This window comes from Sphingomonas sp. IW22 (assembly GCF_041321155.1).
Taxonomy (GTDB): domain Bacteria; phylum Pseudomonadota; class Alphaproteobacteria; order Sphingomonadales; family Sphingomonadaceae; genus Sphingomonas.
On sequence record NZ_JBGGWB010000001.1, the window covers coordinates 1,438,404 to 1,463,204 of the forward strand.

Consider the following 24,801-nt stretch of genomic DNA (forward strand, 5'->3'; position numbering starts at 1 on the left):
CGGGCGATGTTCCTTGGCATCGACATCGGCACGTCCGGTGTAAAGGCCGTCGCGCTCGACGAGCGCGGCGGCGTGGTGGCCCAGGGGGTGGCGGCGCTGACCGTTCAGCGCCCCCAGCCGCTGTGGTCCGAACAGCATCCCGATGCGTGGTGGGAAGCGACGCAATCGGCGGTCCGGGCGATCGATCCGGCCATCCGCCGGGCGGTGCGCGGCATCGGCCTTGCCGGGCAGATGCACGGCGCGACGCTGCTGGGCGCCGACGACCGCCCGCTGCGTTCCGCCATTTTGTGGAACGACGGTCGCAGCCATGCCGAATGCGGCGAGCTTGAAGCGAAGGTGCCCGATCTGCACGCCGTGACCGGCAATCTGGCTATGCCCGGCTTCACCGCGCCCAAGCTGATGTGGGTCGCAAAGCACGAACCCGACGTGTTCGCCGCGACGCGCACGGTGTTGCTGCCCAAGGATCAGGTGCGCCTTCGCATGACCGGTGAAAAGGCATCGGACATGTCCGATTCCGCCGGGACCCTGTGGCTCGATGTCGCCGCGCGCGACTGGAGCGACAAGGTGCTGGCCGCCACCGGCTTGTCGCGCGACCATATGCCGCGACTGGTCGAGGGCACCGATATTGCCGGCATGCTGCGCGCCGACGTGGCGGAGGCATGGGGCATGGATCAGGTGCCCGTGGCGGGCGGCGGCGGCGACAATGCCGCCGGTGCCGCCGGCGTCGGCGTGGTGCGCGACGGTGACGCATTGCTGTCGCTGGGCACGTCGGGCGTCATCTTTGTCGCGACAAAGGACTTCCGCCCCAATCCGGCGCGGGCGGTCCATGCCTTCTGCCACTGTCTGCCCGACATGTGGCATCAGATGTCGGTGCATCTGTCGGCGGCGGCGTGCATCGACTGGGTCGCGCGCCTGACCGGCACCAGTGGTGCGGCGGAACTGTTCGCCCGCGCCGAAAGCGTCGGTCCGGCATGCGGTCCCGAAATCTTCCTCCCCTATCTGTCGGGGGAACGGACGCCGCATAACGATGCCGAGGTGCGCGGCGGCTTCCTTGGCCTCGATCACGACACCACGCCCGAGCGGCTGGCCCAGGCCGTGCTTGAAGGCGTGGCGTTCGCGCTGGCCGACGGGGTTGAGGTGCTTCGCGAAGCGGGCACTGACCTCAACGAACTGTCGGTCATCGGCGGCGGCGCCCGTTCGCGCTACTGGGGCCAGACGCTGGCCGCTGCACTGAACGTCGAACTGGTCTACCGCCAGGGCGGCGAAGTCGGCCCGGCGCTTGGTGCCGCACGCCTTGCCCAGCTGGCAGTCGATGGCGGCAACGCCGCCGACCTGTGCCAGCCACTGCCCGAGAGTCACCGTATCACCCCCGACCGCGCGTTGGTCGACCGGCTTGCCCCCAAGCTGGCGCGCTTCCGCGACGCCTATCCCCGCATCACGCCCAGGAGCATCTAATGGCTACGGACTTCTTCGCAGACATTCCCCAGATCAAATATGAGGGACCGGACAGCGACAACGAGCTGGCCTATCGCTGGTACGACAAGGATCGCGTCATCCTTGGCAAGCGGATGGAGGATCACCTCCGTTTCGCTTTGTGCTTCTGGCACACCTTCTGCTGGCCGGGCAGCGACGTGTTCGGCGGCGGCACCTTCAACCGTCCGTGGCACGCCGGCGCCAACGACAGCGCCGCCGCCGCGATGAAGCGTGAGGTCGCGTTCGACTTCTTCCAGAAGATGGACGTGCCCTATTACTGCTTTCACGATGTCGACGTGATGGCAGAGGCGCATGACGTGACCTCGCACCGGCGTTATCTGGCCGAAGCGGTCGATCATCTGGAGAAGCTTCAGGCGTCCAGCGGCCGCAAGCTGCTGTGGGGCACGGCCAACCTGTTCAGCCACCCGCGCTTCGCCGCCGGTGCCGCGACCAGCCCCGACCCCGAAGTCTATGCCTTTGCCGCGATGCAGGTCCGCGACGTGCTGGAAGCGACGCACCGTCTGGGCGGCGAAAACTATGTCCTGTGGGGCGGTCGTGAGGGCTATGAAACGCTGCTCAACACCGACCTGAAGCGCGAGATGGACAATTTCGGCCGCTTCCTGTCGCTCGTCGTCGAGCACAAGCACAAGATCGGCTTCAAGGGCACGATCCTGATCGAGCCGAAGCCGCACGAACCGACCAAGCACCAGTACGATTTCGACACCGCGACCGTGTACGGCTTCCTCAAGCGTTACGGCCTTGAGAACGAAGTCGCCGTGAATATCGAGGCCAACCACGCCACCCTGTCGGGTCACACGTTCGAACATGAGCTGGCGATGGCCAACGCGCTCGGCATCTTCGGCTCGATCGACGCCAATCGCGGCGATCACCAGAATGGCTGGGACACCGACCAGTTTCCGAACTCGGTCGAGGAACTGACGCTGGCGATGATCGAAGTGATCCGTGCCGGTGGCTTCACCACGGGCGGCTTCAACTTCGACGCCAAGGTGCGCCGTCAGTCGATCGACGCGGTCGACCTGTTCTATGGTCACATCGGTGGCATCGACACCGTGGCAAAGGGCCTGATCAACGCCGCCGCGATCATCGAGGATGGCCGCGTCGACGGTATCCGCGCCGATCGTTATGCGGGTTGGACCGACGGCCTGGGCGGCGAACTCGCCAATCTCGACCTGGCCGGCATCGCCGACCTGGCGGTCGAGCGCGACGTGAACCCGCAGCACAAGTCGGGTCGCCAGGAGCGCCTGGAAAACCTGATCAACCGCTTCATCTGAAACGGCTGACGAACAAAATGAAGGGGGCGGTGCCACGCACTGCCCCCTTTTTTGTGCCGGCTGCCCTTCGCCTCGACCGGCCGGGCCGGCCGCCGGTGCGGCCAGCGCGTGGGTCTGATCCGCGCCCCGCTGGCGGCAGCGGGGCGTTGTTGATAAGCGTGACGAAACCCCACATAAAGAACCGGCTGGCAAGCAATGTCAGCGCAGGGGCATAGGTCGTTCGAGGGGCGGTTGATGTCGTTAGTGCCCAACCTTTGAAAGGCTGGGTGCCAGCGGCATATGCTCTTTTCCTTATCGACAGCGGTATCAATCCCGCTTGCTCGAACTTTTGTCCGACTATAATCACGTCCAATAGCCGCCGACGGCAACGGGAGAGGATGCGCAATGATCAAAAATCACCGGAGACTAGCACTGGTAGCGCTCACACTTGCCGCGGCAAGCCCCGCATCGGCGGCTGACGCCGAGCGTCGGCCTTTCGGCACGCTCGCCGACGGCACCCCTGTAGAGGTCGTAACCCTGCGGAACGCCAAGGGCGTGGAAGCCCGCGTGCTGAGCTATGGCGCCACGCTTCAGGCGCTGATTGGGCCCGATCGCAAGGGTCAGCGCACCGACGTCACCCTGGGCCACGACACACTCGAATCTTATGAAAAGACACCGAATTATTTCGGCGTGACGGTCGGCCGCTATGCCAACCGCATCAATGCGGGCCGCTTCACGCTGGACGGGAAGGCCTATCAGCTGACCCAGAACGACAAGGGCAATTCGCTGCACGGCGGCACGCAGGGGTTCGACAAGCGCAACTGGCGCATCGTGTCGATGGCCAGCGGCCCGGCGGCCCGCGTCGTGCTGGGCCTGACCAGCCCCGACGGCGATCAGGGCTATCCCGGCAAGCTGGACGTGACGGTCACCTATTCGCTGGACGAAGCCAGCAACCTGATCATCGCCTATGAAGCGAAGACCGACAAGCCGACCATCGTCAACATGACGAACCACGCCCTGTTCAACCTGGCGGGCGAAGGCGCGCCGCAGGGCACGTCGGACCATCTGCTGACCATCCCTGCCAAGGCCTTTACCCCTGTCAACGCAACGCTGATCCCCACGGGTGAGCGCCGCGCGGTCGCGGGTAGCGTGTTCGACTTCACCAAGCCCCGGCTGATCGCGGCGGGCGTACGCGACAATCGCGACGAACAGATCCGGCTCGGCCGCGGTTACGACCATAATTTCGCGCTCGACAAGGGGCTGACCGCGACGCCCGAACTGGCCGCCCGGCTGGAAGATCCGAAATCGGGCCGCGTGCTGGAAGTGCTGACCACCGAGCCGGGTGTGCAGTTCTACACCGGCAACTTCCTGGACGGCGCGCTGAACGGCAAGCAGGGCCACGCCTATCGCCAGGGCGACGGTATCGCGCTGGAGCCCCAGAAGTTTCCCGACGCACCCAATCAGCCGGGCTTCGTGTCGGCGCGGGTCGATCCGGGCAAGCCGTATCGGCACACGATGATCTACCGCCTGACCACCTCACGTTGAAGCGAGAGCCATGACCAAGACTGACCCATCCAAGCTGCGTTCGCGCGCCTGGTTCGACAACCCGGAAAATATCGACATGACGGCGCTCTATCTCGAGCGCTATCTCAACTATGGTCTCAGCCTTGAGGAGCTGCGTTCGGGCAAGCCGATCATCGGCATCGCTCAGACCGGCAGCGACCTGACGCCGTGCAACCGCCACCATCTGGTGCTGGCGGAACGCGTGCGCGAGGGCATTCGCGAGGCGGGCGGCATTGCCATCGAATTTCCGGTCCACCCGATTCAGGAAACCGGCAAGCGTCCCACCCCGGGCCTGGACCGCAACCTTGCTTATCTGGGCATGGTCGAGGCGATCTATGGCTATCCCTTCGACGGCGTGGTGCTGACGATCGGCTGCGACAAGACGACGCCCGCTGCGCTGATGGCGGCCGCGACCGTCAACATCCCGGCGATCGCGCTGTCCGTCGGACCGATGCTGAACGGCTGGCACAAGGGCGAGCGCACCGGTTCGGGCACCATCGTGTGGAAGGCGCGCCAGATGCTGGCCGCAGGCGAGATCGACAACGAGGAGTTCATCAAGCTCGTCGCATCGTCGGCCCCCTCGACCGGCTATTGCAACACCATGGGCACGGCCACGACGATGAACTCGCTGACCGAGGCGCTGGGCATGTCGCTGCCCGGCTCAGCGGCGATCCCCGCGCCTTATCGCGACCGTCAGGAAGTGGCGTGGCGCACCGGCAAGCGCATCGTCGACATGGTGCGTGAGGATCTGAAGCCGTCGGACATCCTGACCAAGGAAGCGTTCCACAACGCCATCCGCGTCAATTCGGCGATCGGCGGTTCGACCAACGCGCCGATCCACTTGAACGCGATTGCTCGCCACATCGGCGTCGAACTGCCGGTCGAGGATTGGCAGGCGCATGGCCTCGACATCCCGCTGCTGGTCAACCTTCAGCCCGCCGGTGAATATCTGGGCGAGGACTATTACCGCGCGGGCGGCGTCCCGGCGGTGGTCGCACAGCTGATGTCGCGCGGCCTGATCCATGAAGGCGCGATGACCGTCAATGGCCAGACCATGGGCGACAATTGCCGCGGTGCCACGATCGAGGACGAACGGGTCATCCGCCCGATCGACCAGCCGCTGCGCGAAGCGGCGGGCTTTGCGGTGCTAAGCGGCAACCTGTTCGACGCGGCGATCATGAAGCTGAGCGTGATTTCCGACGAGTTCCGCCAGCGCTACCTCTCCAACCCCAACGATCCCGATGCGTTCGAGGGGCCGGTCGTCGTATTCGACGGGCCTGAGGATTATCACCACGGCATCGACGATCCGGCGCTGGGCATCACGCCCGACACGCTGCTGATCATGCGCGGCGCGGGGCCGATCGGCTATCCCGGCGCGGCAGAGGTCGTGAACATGCGCCCGCCCGCCTATCTGATCGCGGACGGCGTCAACAGCCTGCCGTGCATCGGCGACGGTCGCCAGTCAGGCACCAGCGGCAGCCCGTCGATCCTGAACGCCAGCCCCGAAGCGGCGGCGATGGGGGGCCTGGCGCTGCTGCGCACCGGCGACCGGGTCCGCATCGACCTTCGCAAGTTCACCGCCAACATCCTGTTGTCGGACGAGGAACTGGCCGAGCGCCGCCGCGCGCTGGAGGCCGAGGGGGGCTATCGCTATCCCGAATCACAGACGCCGTGGCAGGAAATCCAGCGTGATCTGGTCGGCCAGCTTTCGACCGGTGCCATTCTGGAAGGTGCGGAGAAGTACCAGCGGATCGCCCAGACCAAGGGGCTGCCGCGCGACAGCCACTAAGGTCGTCGTTCACCGGACAAAAAAAGGGGCGGGTGCCGATGGCGCCCGCCCCTTTTTGCATCACTCGACGAACGGGTCGGTCGTCTCTCGCCGACCGCGAAGAAACGCATCGGCGACCAGCCGAAACGGCGCGGGGTCGACATCGCTGCTCCCCGCCCGGATCAGCTCGGCAAAGCGGGCGTAAAGGCCCGGATATTCGACATCGCCCGAAACATGCGTCTCCCCGTCGAGGTTCAGCATCGCGCCGCCCTTTTCCAGCGTGAGCCGCCCCGCATCGGTTTCGACGCGAATGTCCCAGCTCTGCGGCCCTTCCTGTCGCCAGTCGAGGTCCATGTCGATTGCCGCCCCGCGCGTGTCGGCCAGCGTCAGGCGAGCGGCGATGGGTGCGGCGCGATTGGCGGGGAATTCCAGCACCGCATCCTTCAGATAGACGGAATGCGGGAGAATTTCGGTCGCGATCGACAGTGCGTTGATGCCGGGGTCGAACACGCCCAGCCCGCCCGGTTCCCAGATCCATTCCTGACCCGGATGCCAGACGCGCACATCCTCCCGCCAGACGATCTCGACCGAGCGGATCTCGCGCGATGCAAGCCACGCCTTTGCTCGCGCGACACCGGCCGCATAGCGCGAGTGCCACGTGGCGAACAAGCTGATCCGGTCACCCGCGGCCGCGACCAGCGCCTCCACTTCGGAAAGCGTCGCGGCGGGCGGCTTTTCCAGCATGACGTGCAGGCCATGCTCGATCGCAGTGAACGCCAGCGGTGTACGGACCTGCGGCGGCGTGCAAAGCGCCACCGCATCCACCGCGACACCGCTTTCGATCAGCGCGTCAAAGCTGCGGAAATGCGTCACGCCGTCGATCGGCGCGGCGTTCGGGCTGACCGTCGCCGCCAGTTCGAACGCCGGATTGCCCGCGATCGCCGGGATATGCTGATCGCGGGCGATCTTGCCCAGCCCCACCAGCACGACGCGGATCGGCGCGCTCACAGCTGCTTCACCGTCACGCGCGCCTCAGCTGCGCGGGCAAGCGGATTGGACAGCGGCAGGGTAAAGGGCGCTGCTTCGATCTCGAACACATCGCCTTCGCGCGTTTCGATCCCGTCGCTGAACGACAGCGTGGCCGTGCCGAAGAAGTGGACGTGAATGTCGCCGGGACGGCGGAACAGGTCGTATTTAAAATGATGATGTTCCAAGTTCGACAGGTAATGCGACATGTTCGCCTCACCCGACAGGAACGGCTTTTCCCAGATGACCGCACCGTCGCGGCGGATGCGGCTGGTGCCCTGTACGTCCTCTGGCGGGGTGCCGGTTAGCAGTTCCGGGCCGAGTGCGGCCTGACGCAGCTTGGAATGTGCCAGCCAAAGATAATTGTGGCGTTCGGTCACATGATCGCTGAATTCATTGGCCAGCGTCAGGCCAAGGCGAAACGGCGTGCCGTCCGGCCCGATCAGATAGATGCCGGCCAGTTCCGGCTCCTCCCCGCCGTCGCGGGCGAATGCGGGCATGGTCAGCGCCTCACCCGGACCCACCAGCTGCGATCCGTCGCCCTTGTAGAACCATTCCGGCTGCTGGCCGACCTGGCCGGCTTCGGGCTTGCCGCCCTCGACGCCTTCCAGGAACATCCGCATCGAATCCGTCTGCTTTTCCGCGTCGGCGGCGGCGCGGTGCATCTTGTCGCGCCCCTCTGCCGAGCCGAGATGGGTCAGGCCGGTTCCGGACAGGATCAGGTGCGCGGGGTCTTCATGGTCGATCGGCGCGAGCAGGCGGCCTGCTTCGGCAAGGGCGGCCAGATCCGCCTCGCCCTCATAGCCGACGGCCTCGACCGCTTCCGCCAGGGTGACATGATGCTCGATCGCGGCCCACGCAAGCGCTCGCACGCTCTCGACACCTCGCACATATGCCGCGCCCTTGTCGTTCGCGGCAATTACCCGCCGCGCTCCGCTTTCGTCTCGGACCTGCACCAAACGCATCGTCGCCTCTCCAAATAACTGCTGGATTTAGTCCGACTTATTCCACCCGGTCCCGTCTTGGCAACGCGGGATTTGCCCCTTTTCCCGCTGCGGTCTAACGTCGGACAACGCGCGTCCGCCGCTTAAGCCGGACGACGAGGGGATGGCTGGGCGTGGACGAACAGATCAGAAAGCCGCGGGGCACGGGGCGTCGGTTGCGGGGTGCAGTCGCCAATTATCTTGGCACCGCCATCGTGTCAGGCTCGATCGCGCCCGGTGAACGGCTGTCGGGCGAAGTCGCTAATGCACAGGCGCTGGACGTCTCGCGCAGCGCCTATCGCGAAGCGGTGCAGGTCCTGACCGCCAAGGGCTTAGTGGAAAGCCGTCCCAAAGCGGGCACCCGCGTCCTGCCGCGCAGCCGCTGGAACCTGCTCGATCCCGAAGTGCTGGCCTGGGCATTTGCCAACGAACCTGATCTGGCGATTGTCCGCGACCTGTTCGAACTGCGCGCGATCGTCGAACCCGCCGCAGCCCGACTGGCCGCCGAGCGGCGCGACAAGGCCGATATCAAGACGTTGCGCGAAGCGATCACGGCCATGCGCCGACACACACTGGCAACCGACGCGGGTCGCGCCGCCGACCGCGACTTCCACGATGCCATCCTTCGCGCGACCCGCAACGATGCGCTTGTCGCGCTCAGCGCCGGGATCGGCGCGGCGGTCAACTGGACCACGCAGTACAAACAGCGCTCGGGCGCTCTGCCACGCGACCCGCTGCCCGATCATGTGCGGGTGGGCGACGCGATCATTGCCGGGGATATCGATGCCGCCGATCAGGCGATGCGAACGCTTATCGAACAGGCGTTCGACGATACGCGGATCGCGATGGCGCGTTGAACGCTGCGCCTTTGGCCTGACACGCCGTAGCGCGTTTCGGCCAAAAAATCGCCGGTCGGCGCCCTAAACAGCCAACCGGCGACAGGAGCGGCTCGGGAGAGAGCACGTCCCACTGAACTGGCATGGCCGAATTGGTAAGTCAATTCCGGCCACAATCATCCTGCGGCGATAAACATCCGTCGACGCGCCTCGACCTGCTCGCGCAGCCTTTCGGCCTCCTCAACCTCTGTCGCTTGCAGCAACGACTCCAGAACGCGCGTCAGGTGCGATCGCATCGCCTCTCGCGCGGCATTGGGGTCGCGTGACGACAGCGCATCCAGGATCGCGGCATGTTCGTCGATGCGGGGAAACACGCCCGCTTCATGCGCCTTGCGCGACAACAACCGATATTGGGGCGAGCGTGCCTTGGCGTCCCACAGCGACTGGACCGCTGCCGTCATGGCACTGTTGCGGGTGACATCCGCAATCGCCAGGTGGAACCGGTGATCGGCTTCCTCGGCAGTGACGTAATCCGGCCCGGCCGCAATCATTTCATCGAGCAGCGCGCGCAGCCCCGCCAGATCCTCATCGGTCGCGCGAGTGGCTGCGAGGGCGCAGACCTCTGCCTCGATCGCGCGGCGCGCTTCCAGCAGCTCGAACGGGCCGACGCCCGTCATCGCGGCTTTGCCCCCTTGAGGCTCGCTTGCAATGACATGCACGCCGGAACTCATCCGCACATCGACCAGGCCGTCGACCTCAAGCGCGATGATCGCTTCACGGATGCTGGGTCGGGATACACCGAACAGCTGTGCCAGCTCCCGCTCGGAGGGCAATCGCCGACCGACGGGATATTCGCCCGATGCGATCCGTGCCGCGATGCCGGCGGCGACCTGGGCGTAAAGCCGCGTCGATCCTTTTCGTGCCATGACGCGAACGATAACGCGGCCGGTACGACTCGACAATCTTGGATTAACCGATTGGTTCAGCCGGTCTGACCATCACCGGTTCTGGGCATAGGCCGCTTGTGCCCGCTCGCGCAGCCGGTCGACGGCCGCCGCATGGATGCCGGGGGCGGTGACCAGCACGCCAAATGCCTGACCACGCGGCGTGTTGAACGACAGTGGCCGTCCCAGCGCGTCGCTGACGGCGGCGCCGCCCTCCCGCGCGATCAGGACGGCGGCGGCGATGTCCCATTCATGGCCCCATCGCAATGTGGCGAGCAGATCGGCCTCGCCCGCCGCGACCATTGCCATGCGCAGCGCAATCGAATTGGGCTTGGCCACGGTCACGAAATCGCGATCCGCGCGCGCCAGCGCATCGGCGGGGACACGCGCACCCGACAGATCGGCTCGGTCGCTGGCTCGCAGCGCCCGACCTTGGCGCCACGCCCCCCTGCCCGCAACCGCCGTCCAGCATTCATCGCGCGCCGGGGCGGCCAGCACGCCGATTACCGGCTGTCCATCCTCGACCAGTGCGATCGAAACGGCCCAGCCGGGACGCCCGCGCAGATAATCGCGCGTGCCGTCGATCGGATCGACCACCCACACACGGCGACCGGACAGCCGCTCAGCCCCGTCGACCGTCTCTTCCGACAGCCATCCAGCGTCGGGCAACAGATTGGACAGCCGTTCGCGAAGCAACGCGTCGACGGCGATGTCGACTTCGCACACCGGATGGCCCGGCGCCTTTTCCCAGCGCTTCACGTCGGTGCCGAAGCGCGCCATCGCAAGCGCAGCCGCTTCCGTGGCGATGGCGTTGACGCGGGCCGCCAGCGTGTCAGTCACCTGCGACCGTCATTCCATCGACGCGTACCGTCGGCGCATTGACCCCGTATCGGAAAGTCAGGTCGCTGGCGGGCGTCAGCGCCGCGAACATATCGATCAGATTGCCCGCGATGGTCACGCCCGCGACCGGGCGGATACATTCGCCATTTTCGATCAGGAAGCCGGCTGCACCACGGCTGTAATCGCCGGTCACGCCGTTCACTCCCTGCCCGATCAGTTCAGTGACATACAGGCCGCGCGTCACTTCGCCCAACAGCGTCTCGCGCGGGGTGGCGCCGGCGGCGAGATACAGGTTGCTGGTCGAAACACCGCCACCACGCGCACCGTGGCCGGTCGGCTCAAGCGCCAATTGCCGGGCGGTCGCGGAATCGAGCAGCCATGTCTGGAGCACGCCATGTTCGATCAGCGCCACCGGCGACATGGGCAGCCCCTCTCCATCAAAGGGGCGGGACCGCAATCCGCGCGGACGGTGCGGATCGTCGTGGATCGCCACGGCATTGCCAAACACCCGCTTGCCCAGCCGATCCTTCAAGAAACTGGTGCCCCGCGCCACTGCCGGGCCACTGATCGCGGCGGCGAAATGGTTGACCAGGCTGGCGCTCACCCGCGGGTCGAAGACGATCGTCATCGGCCCACTCGGCACCTTGACCGGATCCAGCCGCTCAACTGCGCGCATCGCGGCGCGCTGCCCGATCTCTCCAGCGTGGTCGAGCTGTTGCAGATAGCGGGCCGAATGCGACGCATGGCCGTTCTGCATCCGCTCCCCCGTCCCGGCGATCACCGCCGCCGACGCGCTGTAGTTGGTGGTGCGGTATCCGGCGGCAAAGCCATGGCTGGTCGCCAGCGCCGACACGGCTTCGCGCGCCGATGCACCCGCACCTTCGCTGTTGGTCACGCCCGCCACCGCGCGTGCCGCATCCTCGATCGCCAGCGCCATGTCGCGCAGCGCGTCGGGCTCGACATGCCGCCCGTCATGCAGGTCCAGATCAGGGGCGTTGCCGCTCAGCAGCCGTTGCTCGGGCGCCAGTCCGGCCCATGGGTCTTCCGGCGCGGCGCGGGCCATTGCGACAACCCGCTCGGCCAGCCGGTCCAGATCCTCGGCGCCCATGCGAGAGCTGGACACGCTGGCGACGCGGCGCCCGACAAAGGCGCGCAGCGACAGGCTCTCGCCCTCGGACCGGTCGATATCCTCGACATGGCCCAGCCGGACACCAACGCCGGTCGATTGATCGGCGGTGACACCCGCATCGGCCGCGTCGGCACCCGCACGCCGCGCGGCCTCTACGGCGCGGGCGGCAATCTCGACGGCTTGAGAAACATTCAACATCTCAACGGAGGTAGGGGGCCGACCCCGCCCCGTCAAAGGGCAGCAGCAGTGCCCACCGTCGCACAGGCCAGGAACAGCAACAGCCCTGTCGTCCGGTTCGACCGGAATCGGGCCAGCGCGCTGGCGCCGTCACCGGGTGCCAGCGTCACCACCTGCCACGCCAGATGCGCCGCCGCGGGCAACAGCGACACCAGTGCCAGCGGGTCGGCAAAGACCTGCCACAGCGCCGCGGCCCAGCACGAAATGGCGATCGCATAGAATATTGCGACCCCCGGCCGCACCCGCCGCCCCAGCGCACGGGCCGACGATTTCACGCCCACCAGCGCGTCGTCCTCGATATCCTGCAGGGCATAGATGGTGTCGTAACCGATCACCCACGCGATCGACCCGGCATACAGAAACGCCAGCGGCGCCCACATGCCCGCGCCCGCGACTTCGGCCCATCCGACCGGCGCCGCCCATGAAAAGACGATACCCAGCCATGCCTGCGGCCACCATGTGATCCGCTTCATAAAGGGATAGGCCGCGACCAGGGCCAGGCTGGCCAGCGCCACCACCTGTGCCAGCGGGCGGAGTTGCAGCAGCACCACCAGCCCCACCAGCGACAGCGCGACCAGCCAGGCCCATGCCGCCTTTACGCTGATGACACCGCTGGGCAGCGGGCGGCTGCGCGTACGTTCAACCTGTGCGTCCAGCTTGCGGTCGACAATGTCGTTATAGACGCACCCCGCGCCGCGCATCGCGATGCTTCCGGCCAGAAACCACAGCAACAGGTCCCAGCGCGCGACGATTCCGCCTGCCAGCGCGATCGCCCAGGCACCCGGCCAGAACAGCAGCCACCAGCCGATAGGCCGATCGAACCGGGCCAGCAGGGCAAGTGCGCGCAATTTGCGGGGCAGCCGGCCGACCAGCCCCTTATGCTCACTGTCGGGAACGATGGTCGCGGCGTCGGTCATGTCACGCCCATGCCACCCCCGGCGCCGGTGCGAAAGCCCGCTCAGGGCGCAAGTGGCCGCGGCGTTTCCAGTTTGACGCCACGCCCGCGCGTCGTCGCCGATACCCCGGCCATGCCGCAACCATAGGCCATTAGCCGCATTTCGGCGCAATTATTGGGCCGTGCGATCAGCCGCTCCCGCTCGGCATGGACATCCTCGATGGCCGGGTCGCCCGCCTCAGGCGTCAGGAACGGGACGCGCCATCGGTCGGCGTCGCGCGCGGCGCAGACCAGAATGTCATTGCCCGTCCGCTCTGCACGGCAATCGACCGTCGCGCGCGTCAGGGCACGTGTTTCGGCCATGATCCGCGCCGCGTCGCTCGCCGCCGCTTGTCCGATCAGCATCATCAACAGCATCGGGCACCCCTTCCGTCCGCGTCGTATCGGGACAATATCACGCCGGACACCGGTTCGGCCATTGCCCTCTTGCATACCTATGCGTATCGCCGCCCCAGCAACCGAAAAGGGGTAACCGGACCGTGACGCAATCGCCCAGCAACATCCTCGACCGCGTCCTTGTGCTCGAGATGGTCCGTGTGACCGAAGCCGCCGCCATCGCCGCATCGACACTGGTCGGACGCGGTGATGAAAAGGCCGCCGATGCCGCCGCTGTCGAAGCGATGCGCGCATCGCTCAACGAGCTTTACATGGACGGCACCGTCGTCATCGGTGAAGGCGAGCGTGACGAGGCGCCGATGCTGTACATCGGCGAAAAGGTCGGATCGGCACCGGGCAAGGGGCCGAAGATCGACATCGCGCTCGACCCGCTGGAAGGGACGACCATCACGGCAAAGGCCGGTCCCAACGCGCTGGCGGTGCTGGCCATCGCGGAAGAAGGATGCCTGCTGAACGCGCCGGACGTCTATATGGACAAGATCGCCGTAGGCCCCGGTTATCCGGCGGGCGTGATCGACCTTGAAAAGTCGCCGACCGAAAATGTCCGCGCCCTCGCCGCCGCCAAGGGCGTGCAGCCGCACGAAATCATCGCCTGTGTCCTCGACCGGCCGCGCCATGAAAAGCTGATCGCGGAATTGCGCTCGATCGGTTGCGGCGTCGTGCTGATCGGCGACGGCGACGTGGCGGGCGTAATCGCCACCACCGATCCCGACACCACCATCGACATCTATATGGGTTCGGGCGGCGCGCCCGAAGGTGTGCTGGCCTGCGCGGCGCTGCGCTGCGTCGGCGGCCAGTTCCAGGGGCGGCTGCTGTTCCGCAACGACGACGAACGCGCCCGCGCCCATCGCTGGGGGATCGAGGATCTGGACAAGGTCTATACCCTCGACGACCTGGCGAAGGGCGACTGCATCTTTGCCGCGACCGGCGTGACCGACGGATCGCTGCTGGACGGCGTGAAGCGCAAGGGCAAGATCATGACCACCGACAGCGTGGTGATGCGCGCCAGTTCCGGCACGGTGCGCTGGGTCAAGGGCGAACACCGCATCTGACGCGGCCTCACCCCTTCCCCGACGGCGGGAAGGGGTGAGGCCGTGGACGGCGCTCCAAGCTACAGGTGCCGCTTCTCCAGTTTCCGGGCCAGCGTGCGGCGGTGCATGCCCAATCGCCGCGCGGCCTCGGAAATGTTGAAATCGGTGTCGGCCAGCACCTGATGGATATGTTCCCATTCCAGCGTGCGCAGCGATGTCGGCGCGACCGACAGGTCCGCCGCGGCATCGCCCTCGACCCGCTCGAACGCGGCCTCGATATCGTCGGTGTTGGCGGGCTTGGTCAGGTAATTGGTCGCCCCCAGCTTGATCGCCTCCACTGCGGTCGCGATGCTGGCAAAGCCGGTCAGCACGACGATGCGGATCGCCGGGTCCAGCGCGTGCAGCGCCGCGACACAGTTCAGGCCCGACGCACCACCCAGCCGCAGATCGACCACCGCATGGGTCACGCCATGCTCGCGCGCGGCATCCTCCAGCCCATCCGGCCCTGACAGCACGCGCACCGCATCGCCGCGCCGTTCGAACGAGCGGGCGAGCGTGCGAGCAAACACCGCATCGTCCTCGACGATCAACAGCCGCCGTCCGGTCATGGCGCATCCTCAAGGCTGAGCGCGGCCAGCGGCAGGCGGAACACCGCTTCCGCCCCCCCGCCCGCGCGGTTCGACAGCGTCAGCGTGCCGCCCAGCACCCGCAGCACATTGGTCGCCAGAAACAGGCCCAGCCCCGCCCCGCGCCGGTTCTTGCTGGATTGATAGGGCTTGCCCAGATGCGTCAGGATCGCGGGCGGCACCCCGGCGCCGTCGTCGCGCACGGCCAGGGTCAGCGTCTCGCCATCGCGCCGCGCCTCCACCGCGATGTGCCGCGCCCCTGCCTCCACCGCATTGTCCAGGACGTTGGTCAGCGCCTGTGCCAGCGCGCGGTCGGCGACGATCGCCCGGTCGGCGCCCAGCGCGTCGTCCAGCGTCACCAGCCCCGGATGCACCCGGTCCCAGCGCGCGACGATCTCGGTCAGGAAGCGGCGCAGCGTGGTGCGCTCCGGCGCCTGTCCGGTGACTTCGCCCGATGCCAGCAGGATGCCCGACAGGATGTCCTTGCAGCGCGCGACCTCTGCCCGCATGTCCTCCACCTCGGCCGCCAGTGCCGGATCGCCGCGGATCGCGGGTTCGCGCGCCCAGTCGCCCAGCGCCACCGAGACCGAGGCCAGCGGCGTGCCCAGTTCATGCGCCGCGCCGCTGGCCAGCAGGCCCATCCGCACGATATGCTCCGCCTCCGCCGCCTGTTGCCGCATCGCCGCCAGCCGCGCATCGCGTTCGGACAGGTTGCGCGCGATCCGTGTGACGAACAGCACGATCAGCACCGCCGCCAGCGTGAAATTGAACCAGTTGCCGATCAGATGCGGCAGCGACAGCGCGCTTTCCATGCCCGGTGACAGCGACAATGGCCGATATTCGACCGTCAGCGCGGCAAAGGATGCGCTGGTCACCACGACGAGCAGCCAGCCCGACCATGGCCGCAACAAGATGGAACCCAGTGCGACCTGCAACAGGAACAGCCCGGCAAAGGGATTGGTCGCCCCGCCCGACAGGTAAAGCTGGACCGACAGCGCAGCGATGTCGATCAACAGTGCCGCCAGCAACTGGCCATTGGTCACCGGCCGCCGCCGCTCCGCCAGCAACTGAACCAGGTTCAGGCCGATCAGCAGCCCCAGCATGGCGAACATCGGCAGGATCGGCAGCGCCACGCCGAACGCGAACTGCACCGCCAGTATCGTTGCCAGCTGTCCCGCCACCGCCAGCCAGCGAAGCTGCACCAGCAGCAACAGGTTGCGGCGGCCGGCATCCTCTGAAGCGGGGACGATCGCGATCACCCCCGTCCTCTGACACGCCAGGCCAGAAACGCCAACAGCGCCGCCATCGCGAACCATGTCAGTGCATATTGCAGATGCTGGTTGCGGAACTGGACGACCGTCAGCCCGCCGCGCGGCCATCGGGCGCCATTCGCCCCCGCATCCAGAAACCACGGCGCAACCGTGCCAAGCCCGCGCGCCGACGCAATCGCCGCGACGTCGCGCGAGTACCAACGGTCACCGACGGGATCGTTGGCACGCAGGAAGCCGCCCCCCGGCTCGCTCAGCCGCAACAGGCCCGTCACCGCGACCGGCCCTTCGGGCGGCGGCATCTTCCCGCGCCGGTCGGGGGTGACGAAACCGCGGTTGATCAGGATGCGCCCGCCACCCGCGTCCAGCGGCGTCAGCACCCAGAAGCCGCCACCCAATTCGGTCACCGCCTGAACATAGGTGTCGCGCCCCTGAAAGTAGCGGCCACGCACCGCGATGCGGGTATATTCGTCGTCGCGCGTGACCGCCCCGGTCGGCGGCGCGACGGGTGGGGCAGCGATCCGCGCCTCCACCCGCTGGATCAGGTCGAGCTTCCATGCCCGCCGGTCCAGCTGCCATATGCCCAACGCGACGAAGACCCCGATCAGGATCAGCACGCCTGCGCGGACGATCAGGCGTATCACATGCCGCTCGTTTCCGTCGCCGGACTGACGCTCTGCACCGGCATTGGCGGCATCATGTACCGGTTCATGTTGACCATCACCCACAGCGACCCGGCAATGGTAATGACCACGATCACCGCGGTGAAGATCAATGCCATCAGTGTCCAGCCACTTTCGGACTTGGCGCTCATGTGCAGGAAATAGATCATGTGGACGACGATCTGCACCACAGCCATCGCCATGACGATGCCCGCGGTGATGCGAGTGTCAGTGATGAAACCGCCCATTACCAGTGCGAACGGGATCGCTGTCAGGATGACCGACAGCACGAACCCGGTGACATAGCCGCCGCGCGTGGCATGGGCGGCGCCGCCTTCGCCATGATCGTCGTGATGGGCCTGTGCCTTGGCGACCTGATGCGCCTGGGCGGCGGTTGCTTCGCGGCTCATTGCATCGACCCCAGCAGATAGACGAAGGTGAAGACGCCGATCCACACGACGTCGAGAAAGTGCCAGAACAGGCTGAGGCAGGCCAGACGGCGGGTATTGGCGGCGATCAGCCCATGGCGGGCCACCTGAACCATCAGCACGATCAGCCAGATACAGCCGAAGAAGACGTGCAGCCCGTGCGTGCCGACCAGCGCGAAGAAGCTGGACAGGAAAGCCGAACGCTGCGGCCCCGCACCTTCGTGGATCAGGTGCGCGAACTCGTACATTTCGATGCCGAGGAACGCCGCGCCGAACAGGCCGGTCACCGCCAGCCAACCCAGCGTCGCGCTCTTCTTATGTTCCTGCGCCGAAATCATCGCAAAGCCATAGGTGATCGAGCTGAACAGCAGCATGGCGGTGTTGATCGCCACCAGCTTCAGGTCGAACAGCTCGGCTGCGTCCGGACCGCCCGCTGCGCTGCGGCCATAAACGCCCCAGCTTGCGAACAGCATCGCAAAGATCAGGCAGTCGCTCATCAGATAGAGCCAGAAGCCGAGCATCGTGCTCGACCCCGGTTCGTGATGATGCTCCGGCTCGATTTCCCAGAAGCTGGGAGCTTCGCCCTCGGTACGGGTTACGCTTGCCATGGCTCAGGCCCCCTGCGCGGCGAGCGCATGCTGCGCGCGCTCGGTCCGCGCCACTTCGTCGGCGGGAATGTAATAATCGCGATCATAATCGAAGCTGTGCCAGATGGCGTAGCCAACGATGCCGATCATGCCCAGGCCCGCCAGCCACCACATGTGCCAGACCAGCCCGAACCCGCATACCGCCGACAGCCCAGCCAGGATCACGCCTGCACCGGTGTTGCGCGGCATGTGGATGTCCCGATAGCCCTCGCTCGGCACTTCGGCACCGCGCGACTTCATGTCGTGCCACGCATCCAAGTCGTGGATGACCGGCGTGAACGCGAAGTTATACGCGGGCGGCGGTGAACTGGTCGCCCATTCCAGCGAACGCCCGTTCCAAGGATCGCCCGTGGTGTCGCGCAGCTTGTCGCGGTTCCAGATGCTGACGCCGATCTGGATCAGGAAGGCGGCAATGCCCACCGCGATGATCGCCGCGCCGATGCCGGCAATCACGAACCAGATCTGCAACGACGGATCGTCGAAGGTCCGCAGGCGACGGGTCACACCCATCAGGCCCAGCACATAGAGCGGCGTAAACGCGACCCAGAAGCCGATGACCCAGCTCCAGAAGCTGACCAGACCCCATTTGCGGTCCAGCTTGAAGCCGAACGCCTTGGGCCACCAATAGTTGATCCCCGCGAACATGCCGAACAGCACGCCGCCGATGATCACATTGTGGAAATGCGCGACCAGGAACAGCGAGTTGTGCAGCACGAAGTCGGCCGGCGGCACGGCCAGCAGCACGCCCGTCATGCCGCCCACTGTAAAGGTCAGCATGAACGCCACCGCCCACATCATCGGCAGTTCGTAACGGATGCGCCCCTTGTACATGGTGAACAGCCAGTTGAAGATCTTGGCGCCCGTCGGGATCGAAATGATCATCGTCGTAATGCCGAAGAAGCTGTTGACGCTGGCACCCGAACCCATGGTGAAGAAGTGGTGCAGCCAGACCAGATAGGCCAGGATGCAGATCACGATCAGCGCATAGATCATCGACGTATAGCCGAACAGCCGCTTGCCGGAGAAGGTCGACACGACTTCCGAAAAGATGCCGAATGCAGGCAGGATCAGGATGTAGACTTCCGGATGGCCCCAAATCCAGATCATGTTCACATACATCATCGGATTGCCGCCGAGGACGTTAGTGAAGAAATTGGTGCCAACATAACGGTCAAGGCTGAGCAGCGCGAGAACGGCGGTCAGCACCGGGAAAGCGGCGACGATCAGCACGTTGGTGACCAGCGACGACCAGGTGAAGACCGGCATCTTCATCATCGTCATCCCCGGCGCGCGCATCTTTACGATCGTCGCGATCAGGTTGACGCCGGATAACAGCGTGCCCACGCCGGCGATCTGCAAGGCCCAGATATAGTAATCGACCCCGACCTCCGGCGAGTAATCCAGGCCCGACAGCGGCGCCATCGCCAGCCAGCCGGTGCGCGCGAATTCGCCGACGAACAGGCTGGCCATGATCAGCATGGCGCCCGCCGTGGTCATCCAGAAACTGAAATTGTTCAGGAACGGAAAGCTGACGTCGCGCGCGCCGATCTGAAGCGGGACGACGTAGTTCATCAGGCCGGTGACGAACGGCATCGCCACGAAAAAGATCATGATGACGCCGTGCGCGGTAAAGATCTGATCGTAATGGTGCGCGTTCAGATAGCCTTCGTTGCCGAACGCCATCGCCTGTTGCAGCCGCATCATCACCGCGTCGGCAAAGCCGCGCAGCAGCATGACCGTGCCCAGGATCATGTACATGATCCCGATCTTCTTGTGGTCGACCGTGGTGAACCATTCGGTCCACAGCCAGCCCCACAACTTATATTTCGTGATCAGCCCCATCATCGCAAGGCCGCCGATCGCCACCGCGACAAAGGTCGCGACGACAATGGGTTCATGCAGCGGCAGCGCCTCAAGCGTGAGGCGGCCGAAGATCATCTGGGTCAGTGCGTCGGACATGGCTCTCAATGCCCCTCATGCGGCACGGTGGCGCCGCCGGGATTCTGGCGATCGGTCTTGGCACCCGATCCGGTGCGTGCGGGCGGCCCCGCGCCTTCGCCCTGCGCGTCGGTGCGCGGGCTGGGGGCGTGCTCGCCTGCCTCCTGCTCGAACGCGCCCTCGTTGCGCGGACGGACAGCATTGTTGGTCGGCGCGGGCATGCCCTTGCCGCCGTGATGGCCGTGCATCGATTCGCTCATGCACGGCTGGCCGGGGCGCACGCACAGGTTGACCGCGCGGTCGAACAGGCCGCGTTCGGTATTGGCGAAGCGCATGATCGGCACGCCTTCGCTCGGCTGTTCGAGCTTGAGATAGGTCGCGCCGTCCAGCCGCCCGCCGCTTGCCTTCACCCGTGCGACCCACTGGTCGAACGCGGCGTCGTCAACGGCGTGCGTGCGGAACTTCATCTTGGAAAAGCCCGCGCCGCTGTAATTGGCGGACATACCCTCGAAATTGCCGGGCTTGTTCAGGACGGCGTGGAGCTTCGTCTCCATCCCCGCCATCGTATAGATCATGCCCGCCATCGCCGGCACGTAGAAGGTGTTCATCACGCTGGAGCTGGTCAGGCGAAACCGGACCTGACGGTCGACCGGCACCACCAGTTCATTGACCGTGGCAATGCCCTGTTCGGGATAGATGAACAGCCATTTCCAGTCGAGCGAGACGACCTGAACCTCCAGCGGGCGCTGAGCGGCGGGCACTTCGCGACCTGCGGCGATGCGGCCGAGCGGGCGATAGGGGTCCAGCGTATGCGTCGCCACCCAGGTCAAGGCGCCCAGTGCGATGATGATCAGCAGCGGCGCCGACCAGATGATCAGCTCAAGCCCGGTCGAATGGTCCCAGTCGGGGCGATATTCCGCCTCCTCGTTCGACGCGCGATACCGCCAGGCGAAAACCGCCGTCAGCACCATTACCGGCACGATGATCAACAGCATCAGCCCGGTCGACCATAAAATCAGGTCGGCCTGCTGACGGGCGACGTCGCCGGCGGGGTTCATGACCACCATGTCGCACCCGCCAAGCAGGAGCGGGGTGGCCGCCAGCCACGCCGAACGGCGGAGCGAAGGGTTCGCGAGTCGTGTGCGCGCGGATCGAAGCATGTGGCCGAGCTAGTCCTGTGGGCCGCTGCGCGAAATAGGACAATTTGTCCTATCCCGATGCCGCTTTCATGCGTTTATGCATATGGAGTGACTATGCGCCCCGCATCTCTGCGCGGCGCGCTGCCCAGCCGGAGAAGACCGATCGCCATGGCCGAAGCCATCGCCAATTCCACCTCGCTCGAACGTGACGCCCGCGCGATGCACGCCGACGAGCATGTCTCCCCCGGCGAGATCGCGATCGGCGTGATCATCGGGCGAACGTCGGAATTCTTCGACTTCTTCGTCTATGCCATCGCCAGCGTGATCGTGTTTCCAACGCTGATCTTTCCGTTCATGGACAAGGTATCGGCGACACTCTGGTCGTTCGCGCTGTTCCCGCTGGCCTTTCTGGCGCGGCCGATCGGCACGCAGATCTTCATGGCAATCGACCGGCGCTACGGGCGCGGGACCAAGCTGACCATTGCGCTGTTCCTGCTCGGCACCTCGACCGTGTCGGTCGGCTTTCTGCCGGGTTACGAAACGATCGGCATCTGGGCGGCATTGATTCTGGGCCTGCTTCGCATCGGCCAGGGGCTGGCGCTGGGCGGTGCATGGGACGGTCTTGCCTCGCTGCTCGCGCTCAACGCGCCTGAGGGCAAGCGCGGCTGGTTCGCGATGGTGCCCCAGCTGGGCGCCCCGCTGGGCCTGATCGTCGCCAGTGGCCTGTTCGCGTTCCTGCTGGGGACGCTGGGCGCGGAGGATTTTTATGGCTGGGGCTGGCGCTATCCGTTCTTCGTGGCGTTCGCGCTGAACGTCGTGGCGCTGTTCGCCCGGCTTCGCATGGTCGTGACCGCCGAATATGCCGAGCTGTTCAAGAGCCGCGAGCTGACCCCGTCGCGCGTCACGCCGACGATCAAAGCCCAGTGGCGCAACATCGTCATCGGTGCATTCGCGCCGCTGGCCAGCTTTGCGCTGTTCCACATGGTCACGGTGTTCCCGCTGTCCTGGGTGTCGGTGTATACCGGTGAGAGCCTGACCGGATTTCTGCTGATCGAAATGCTGGGCGCGGCGTTTGGGCTTGGCTCGATCGTGCTGTCGGGCTGGCTGGCGGATCGTATCGGGCGTCGTTCGGTGCTGGGCTATACCGCTGCCGCCATCGCGGTCTTTTCCGGCTTCGCGCCGCAGCTGCTGCAAGGCGGCGCGCTGGGTGAAGCGGCGTTCATGATCTCCGGCTTTATCCTGCTGGGTCTGTCGTTCGGCCAGTCTTCGGGCGCCGTCACCAGCAATTTCCCCAAGCGCGCACGCTATACCGGTGCGGCGCTGACCAGCGACTTGGCGTGGCTGTTCGGCGCGGGCTTCGCGCCTTTGGCGGCGCTGTTGCTGACCCATTATCTGGGTCTGGTCGCGGCGGGGGGCTATCTGCTGTCGGGCGCGATCGCCACGCTGGTGGCGCTGGGCCTGAACAAGGAACTGGCACGACGTCTCGACTGATCGCGGCGCGGGCCTTACATCCCGCGTCATGATCCTGCTTGTCGAAGACGATCCTGCCCTGCGTGTGCTGACCGCGCGCGCGCTGCAGGAAAATGGCTACCAGGTGCGCGCCTGCGCCAATGCCCCTGAATTCTGGCAGGCGTTCGAAGGGGGCGGGATCGACCTGATCCTGCTGGACATCATGCTGCCCGGCACCAGCGGCATCGACCTGTGCCGCCGCATTCGTCAGCAAAGCGACGTGCCTGTCATCTTCATCAGCGCGAAGGGCAGCGAGGTCGATCGCGTCATCGGCCTGGAACTGGGCGCCGACGATTATCTGCCCAAGCCGTTCGGTACGCGCGAACTGATCGCCCGTGTCCGTGCGGTGCTGCGCCGTTGGGAATCCAAGGGGCAGGCCGATGAGCGGTCAAAGGGCATCGCGCGATTCGAAGGCTGGACCGTCGACCTGCCGCGCCGCGAGCTGCGCTCTCCCACCGACGCGGTGGTCGAGCTGACGGGCGCGGAGTTCGACCTGCTGGCGGTGCTGATCGACCATGCCCAGCGCGTGATCGCGCGCGAACGATTGATCGAATTGTCACGCACGCGGATCGGCGATGCATCGGACCGGTCGATCGACGTGCTGGTCAGCCGCCTGCGCCGCAAGCTGTCCACCGATGAGCGGCCCGCGCCGATCGTCACCGTGCGCGGCGTCGGCTATATGCTCAGCGCGCCCGTGACGCGCGAATGATCCGCCTGCCGCTCTGGCCGGCGCTCGGCCTGATCGGGCGGCTGGTCGCGATCCTGTTGTTCGCGCTGGCACTGGAATTCATCGCCAGCACCTTGCTGTATGAGCGCGCCAGCGAGTTTTCCGTGCGCGATGACGAAGCCCGACGGCTTGCCGAACATCTGGTGATCGTGCGCCGGCTGGTGGGCGAAAGTTCGCCCGGACGACGGCCTGAAATGGCGGACGAGCTGACGACCGACCGCTATGTCGTGCGCTGGAGCAGCGAACAGCCGCCGCTGCCCGCCAACGGCCCCGCGCCCGACCAGATCCGGCAACAGGTGCTGGCATGGGAACCGGGGCTTCAGCACCGCAACCTGCGCCTGGCGCTGCTGCCGGTGGGGCCCAAAACGGTGATTACCGGCGTGATGCGCCTGTCCGACACCAGCTGGGTCTATTTCCGCACGCAGGAGCCGGTGCGCTCGGCGGGCTTTCCGCTGGAGCGGATTGTCGCGGCGCTGATCCCGGTGCTGGCGGTGATGTTGCTGGGCGGGCTGTTGATCCGGCGGACGCTGCAACCCATCCGCAGCCTGACGGGCGCGGTCGAACGCTACAAGCCAGGCGCCGCGCTGCCCCAGCTGGATGAGGAGGGACCGGCGGAAATCCGGCGCCTGATCCTGGCGTTCAACGCGATGCAGGCGCGTATCCGCCGCCTGATCGACGAACGCACGCGCGCGCTGGCGGCAGTGGGCCATGACCTGCGCACCCCGCTGGCCCGGCTACGGCTTCGCACCGACGCCATTCCCGATCCGGCGCTGCGCCGCGAAGTCGCCGCCGATATTGAGGGGATGGAGGCGATGGTGAATTCGCTCCTCGCCTTTCTGGGGGGTGAGGCCGAACCCGAAGCGCCGCGCCGCGTCGATCTGGCGGTGTTGTGCGCCAGCGTGGCGGACGATGCCAGCGATCATGGTCACGCCGTACAATATGAAGGGCCGTCGCATCTGGAACGGATGGTGCGTGCGTCGTCCTTTCGCCGGGCGGTGGTCAATCTGGTCGACAATGCCATTCATTACGGCAACGGCGTCACCGTGCGGCTGGTGCCGGGCGCGACCGATGTGCGCTTGCACGTCGAGGATGACGGGCCTGGCATTCCAGAGGATTCGCTGCCGCTGGTCCTCGAACCCTTTGTCCGGCTGGATACCGCACGCCGCCGGGATACGGCAGGCTTCGGGCTGGGACTGTCGATCGTGGCACGGGCGGTCGCTGACGAGGGCGGAACGCTGGAACTGGCAAACCGGGCCGAGGGCGGCCTGCGCGCGACGATCTTCCTGCCAAACTGACAAATCTGCGGCAGCAACACTTTGTTACACCCGGTTCCCGTCGGGAAACGAGCCACAGGTTAGGATAACCTCCCAAGAAATCATGTCCGCGAAACGGGCAGCTGCTGGAG

General features: G+C 66.1%; 23 protein-coding genes. 9 read left to right on the top strand and 14 right to left on the bottom strand.

Translation table 11 applies throughout. The features are described from left to right. The first annotated feature begins 6 nt into the window (after positions 1-6). From xylB to ACAX61_RS07240, 4 genes are all read left to right on the top strand, one after another. Complete coding sequence (gene xylB / locus ACAX61_RS07225; RefSeq protein ID WP_370714095.1) at positions 7-1,455, top strand: xylulokinase; 1,449 nt, start codon at positions 7-9, stop codon at positions 1,453-1,455. Beyond that, on the top strand, positions 1,455-2,765 hold the full coding sequence (gene xylA, locus ACAX61_RS07230; RefSeq protein ID WP_370714096.1) for a xylose isomerase: 1,311 nt from the start codon (positions 1,455-1,457) through the stop codon (positions 2,763-2,765). The genes xylB and xylA overlap by 1 nt, the downstream gene beginning before the upstream one ends. Positions 2,766-3,149: 384 nt before the next feature. Further along, on the top strand, positions 3,150-4,289 hold the full coding sequence (locus ACAX61_RS07235) for an aldose epimerase family protein (protein WP_370714097.1): 1,140 nt from the start codon (positions 3,150-3,152) through the stop codon (positions 4,287-4,289). 10 nt (positions 4,290-4,299) lie between these two features. Next, complete coding sequence (locus ACAX61_RS07240; RefSeq protein ID WP_370714098.1) at positions 4,300-6,096, top strand: IlvD/Edd family dehydratase; 1,797 nt, start codon at positions 4,300-4,302, stop codon at positions 6,094-6,096. 60 nt (positions 6,097-6,156) lie between these two features. Here the strand turns inward: ACAX61_RS07240 and ACAX61_RS07245 are convergent, their stop codons facing one another. Both ACAX61_RS07245 and araD1 read right to left on the bottom strand, forming a co-directional pair. Beyond that, positions 6,157-7,083: a Gfo/Idh/MocA family protein gene (locus ACAX61_RS07245; protein ID WP_370714099.1), complete on the bottom strand. Its 927-nt coding sequence runs from the start codon at positions 7,081-7,083 to the stop codon at positions 6,157-6,159. Beyond that, positions 7,080-8,066: an AraD1 family protein gene (gene araD1 / locus ACAX61_RS07250; protein ID WP_370714100.1), complete on the bottom strand. Its 987-nt coding sequence runs from the start codon at positions 8,064-8,066 to the stop codon at positions 7,080-7,082. The genes ACAX61_RS07245 and araD1 overlap by 4 nt, the downstream gene beginning before the upstream one ends. Before the next feature lie 152 nt (positions 8,067-8,218). Between araD1 and ACAX61_RS07255 the strand changes: the two genes are divergently transcribed. Beyond that, on the top strand, positions 8,219-8,941 hold the full coding sequence (locus ACAX61_RS07255) for a FadR/GntR family transcriptional regulator (protein ID WP_370714101.1): 723 nt from the start codon (positions 8,219-8,221) through the stop codon (positions 8,939-8,941). 155 nt (positions 8,942-9,096) lie between these two features. Here ACAX61_RS07255 and ACAX61_RS07260 read toward each other — a convergent pair whose 3' ends face one another. The 5 genes from ACAX61_RS07260 to ACAX61_RS07280 form a co-directional block, all read right to left on the bottom strand. Further along, the gene (locus tag ACAX61_RS07260; protein WP_370714102.1) at positions 9,097-9,846 is read right to left on the bottom strand and encodes a FadR/GntR family transcriptional regulator; all 750 of its coding nucleotides are present in this window, start codon (positions 9,844-9,846) and stop codon (positions 9,097-9,099) included. A 72-nt stretch (positions 9,847-9,918) separates the two neighbouring features. After that, complete coding sequence (locus tag ACAX61_RS07265) at positions 9,919-10,704, bottom strand: 3'(2'),5'-bisphosphate nucleotidase CysQ (RefSeq protein WP_370714103.1); 786 nt, start codon at positions 10,702-10,704, stop codon at positions 9,919-9,921. Beyond that, the gene (locus ACAX61_RS07270; protein ID WP_370714104.1) at positions 10,697-12,031 is read right to left on the bottom strand and encodes a TldD/PmbA family protein; all 1,335 of its coding nucleotides are present in this window, start codon (positions 12,029-12,031) and stop codon (positions 10,697-10,699) included. The genes ACAX61_RS07265 and ACAX61_RS07270 overlap by 8 nt, the downstream gene beginning before the upstream one ends. 32 nt (positions 12,032-12,063) lie before the next feature. Continuing rightward, the gene (ubiA, locus tag ACAX61_RS07275; protein WP_370714105.1) at positions 12,064-12,987 is read right to left on the bottom strand and encodes a 4-hydroxybenzoate octaprenyltransferase; all 924 of its coding nucleotides are present in this window, start codon (positions 12,985-12,987) and stop codon (positions 12,064-12,066) included. A 41-nt stretch (positions 12,988-13,028) separates the two neighbouring features. Then, the gene (locus tag ACAX61_RS07280; protein ID WP_370714106.1) at positions 13,029-13,382 is read right to left on the bottom strand and encodes a hypothetical protein; all 354 of its coding nucleotides are present in this window, start codon (positions 13,380-13,382) and stop codon (positions 13,029-13,031) included. Between the two features lie 122 nt (positions 13,383-13,504). On the opposite strand from ACAX61_RS07280, the gene glpX reads away from it, so the two are divergent. Further along, positions 13,505-14,473: a class II fructose-bisphosphatase gene (gene glpX, locus ACAX61_RS07285; RefSeq protein WP_370714107.1), complete on the top strand. Its 969-nt coding sequence runs from the start codon at positions 13,505-13,507 to the stop codon at positions 14,471-14,473. A gap of 59 nt (positions 14,474-14,532) precedes the next feature. Here the strand turns inward: glpX and ACAX61_RS07290 are convergent, their stop codons facing one another. From ACAX61_RS07290 to cyoA, 7 genes are read right to left on the bottom strand one after another with little or no spacing between them, the layout of a single operon-like run. Then, the gene (locus ACAX61_RS07290) at positions 14,533-15,060 is read right to left on the bottom strand and encodes a response regulator transcription factor (protein ID WP_370714108.1); all 528 of its coding nucleotides are present in this window, start codon (positions 15,058-15,060) and stop codon (positions 14,533-14,535) included. Beyond that, on the bottom strand, positions 15,057-16,337 hold the full coding sequence (locus tag ACAX61_RS07295) for an ATP-binding protein (RefSeq protein WP_370714109.1): 1,281 nt from the start codon (positions 16,335-16,337) through the stop codon (positions 15,057-15,059). The genes ACAX61_RS07290 and ACAX61_RS07295 overlap by 4 nt, the downstream gene beginning before the upstream one ends. After that, the gene (locus ACAX61_RS07300) at positions 16,334-16,990 is read right to left on the bottom strand and encodes an SURF1 family protein (protein WP_370714110.1); all 657 of its coding nucleotides are present in this window, start codon (positions 16,988-16,990) and stop codon (positions 16,334-16,336) included. The genes ACAX61_RS07295 and ACAX61_RS07300 overlap by 4 nt, the downstream gene beginning before the upstream one ends. Next, positions 16,987-17,418, bottom strand: coding sequence for a cytochrome o ubiquinol oxidase subunit IV (cyoD, locus tag ACAX61_RS07305; RefSeq protein ID WP_370714111.1), 432 nt, complete (start codon positions 17,416-17,418; stop codon positions 16,987-16,989). The genes ACAX61_RS07300 and cyoD overlap by 4 nt, the downstream gene beginning before the upstream one ends. Further along, positions 17,415-18,044 (bottom strand): cytochrome o ubiquinol oxidase subunit III, encoded by a 630-nt coding sequence (gene cyoC / locus ACAX61_RS07310; protein WP_370714112.1) that lies wholly within the window; start codon positions 18,042-18,044, stop codon positions 17,415-17,417. Before cyoC ends, cyoD begins: the two co-directional genes overlap by 4 nt. Positions 18,045-18,047: 3 nt before the next feature. Next, positions 18,048-20,042 carry a cytochrome o ubiquinol oxidase subunit I gene (cyoB, locus tag ACAX61_RS07315; RefSeq protein ID WP_370714113.1) on the bottom strand — a complete coding sequence of 665 codons (1,995 nt, stop codon included), beginning with the start codon at positions 20,040-20,042 and terminating at the stop codon, positions 18,048-18,050. A gap of 5 nt (positions 20,043-20,047) precedes the next feature. After that, a complete protein-coding gene (cyoA, locus tag ACAX61_RS07320; RefSeq protein ID WP_370714114.1) occupies positions 20,048-21,181 on the bottom strand; it encodes a ubiquinol oxidase subunit II in 1,134 nt (377 codons plus the stop codon). A gap of 147 nt (positions 21,182-21,328) precedes the next feature. On the opposite strand from cyoA, the gene ACAX61_RS07325 reads away from it, so the two are divergent. Genes ACAX61_RS07325 through ACAX61_RS07335 form a run of 3 tightly spaced genes read left to right on the top strand, consistent with a single transcriptional unit; the run spans position 21,329 to position 24,691 of the window. Next, a complete protein-coding gene (locus tag ACAX61_RS07325) occupies positions 21,329-22,651 on the top strand; it encodes an MFS transporter (protein WP_370714938.1) in 1,323 nt (440 codons plus the stop codon). A gap of 28 nt (positions 22,652-22,679) precedes the next feature. After that, entirely contained in the window at positions 22,680-23,378 is a 699-nt protein-coding gene (locus ACAX61_RS07330; protein WP_370714115.1) for a response regulator, read from the top strand. Further along, positions 23,375-24,691, top strand: a complete 1,317-nt coding sequence (locus tag ACAX61_RS07335) for an ATP-binding protein (RefSeq protein ID WP_370714116.1) — start codon at positions 23,375-23,377, stop codon at positions 24,689-24,691. The genes ACAX61_RS07330 and ACAX61_RS07335 overlap by 4 nt, the downstream gene beginning before the upstream one ends. The last annotated feature ends 110 nt before the right edge of the window (positions 24,692-24,801 follow it).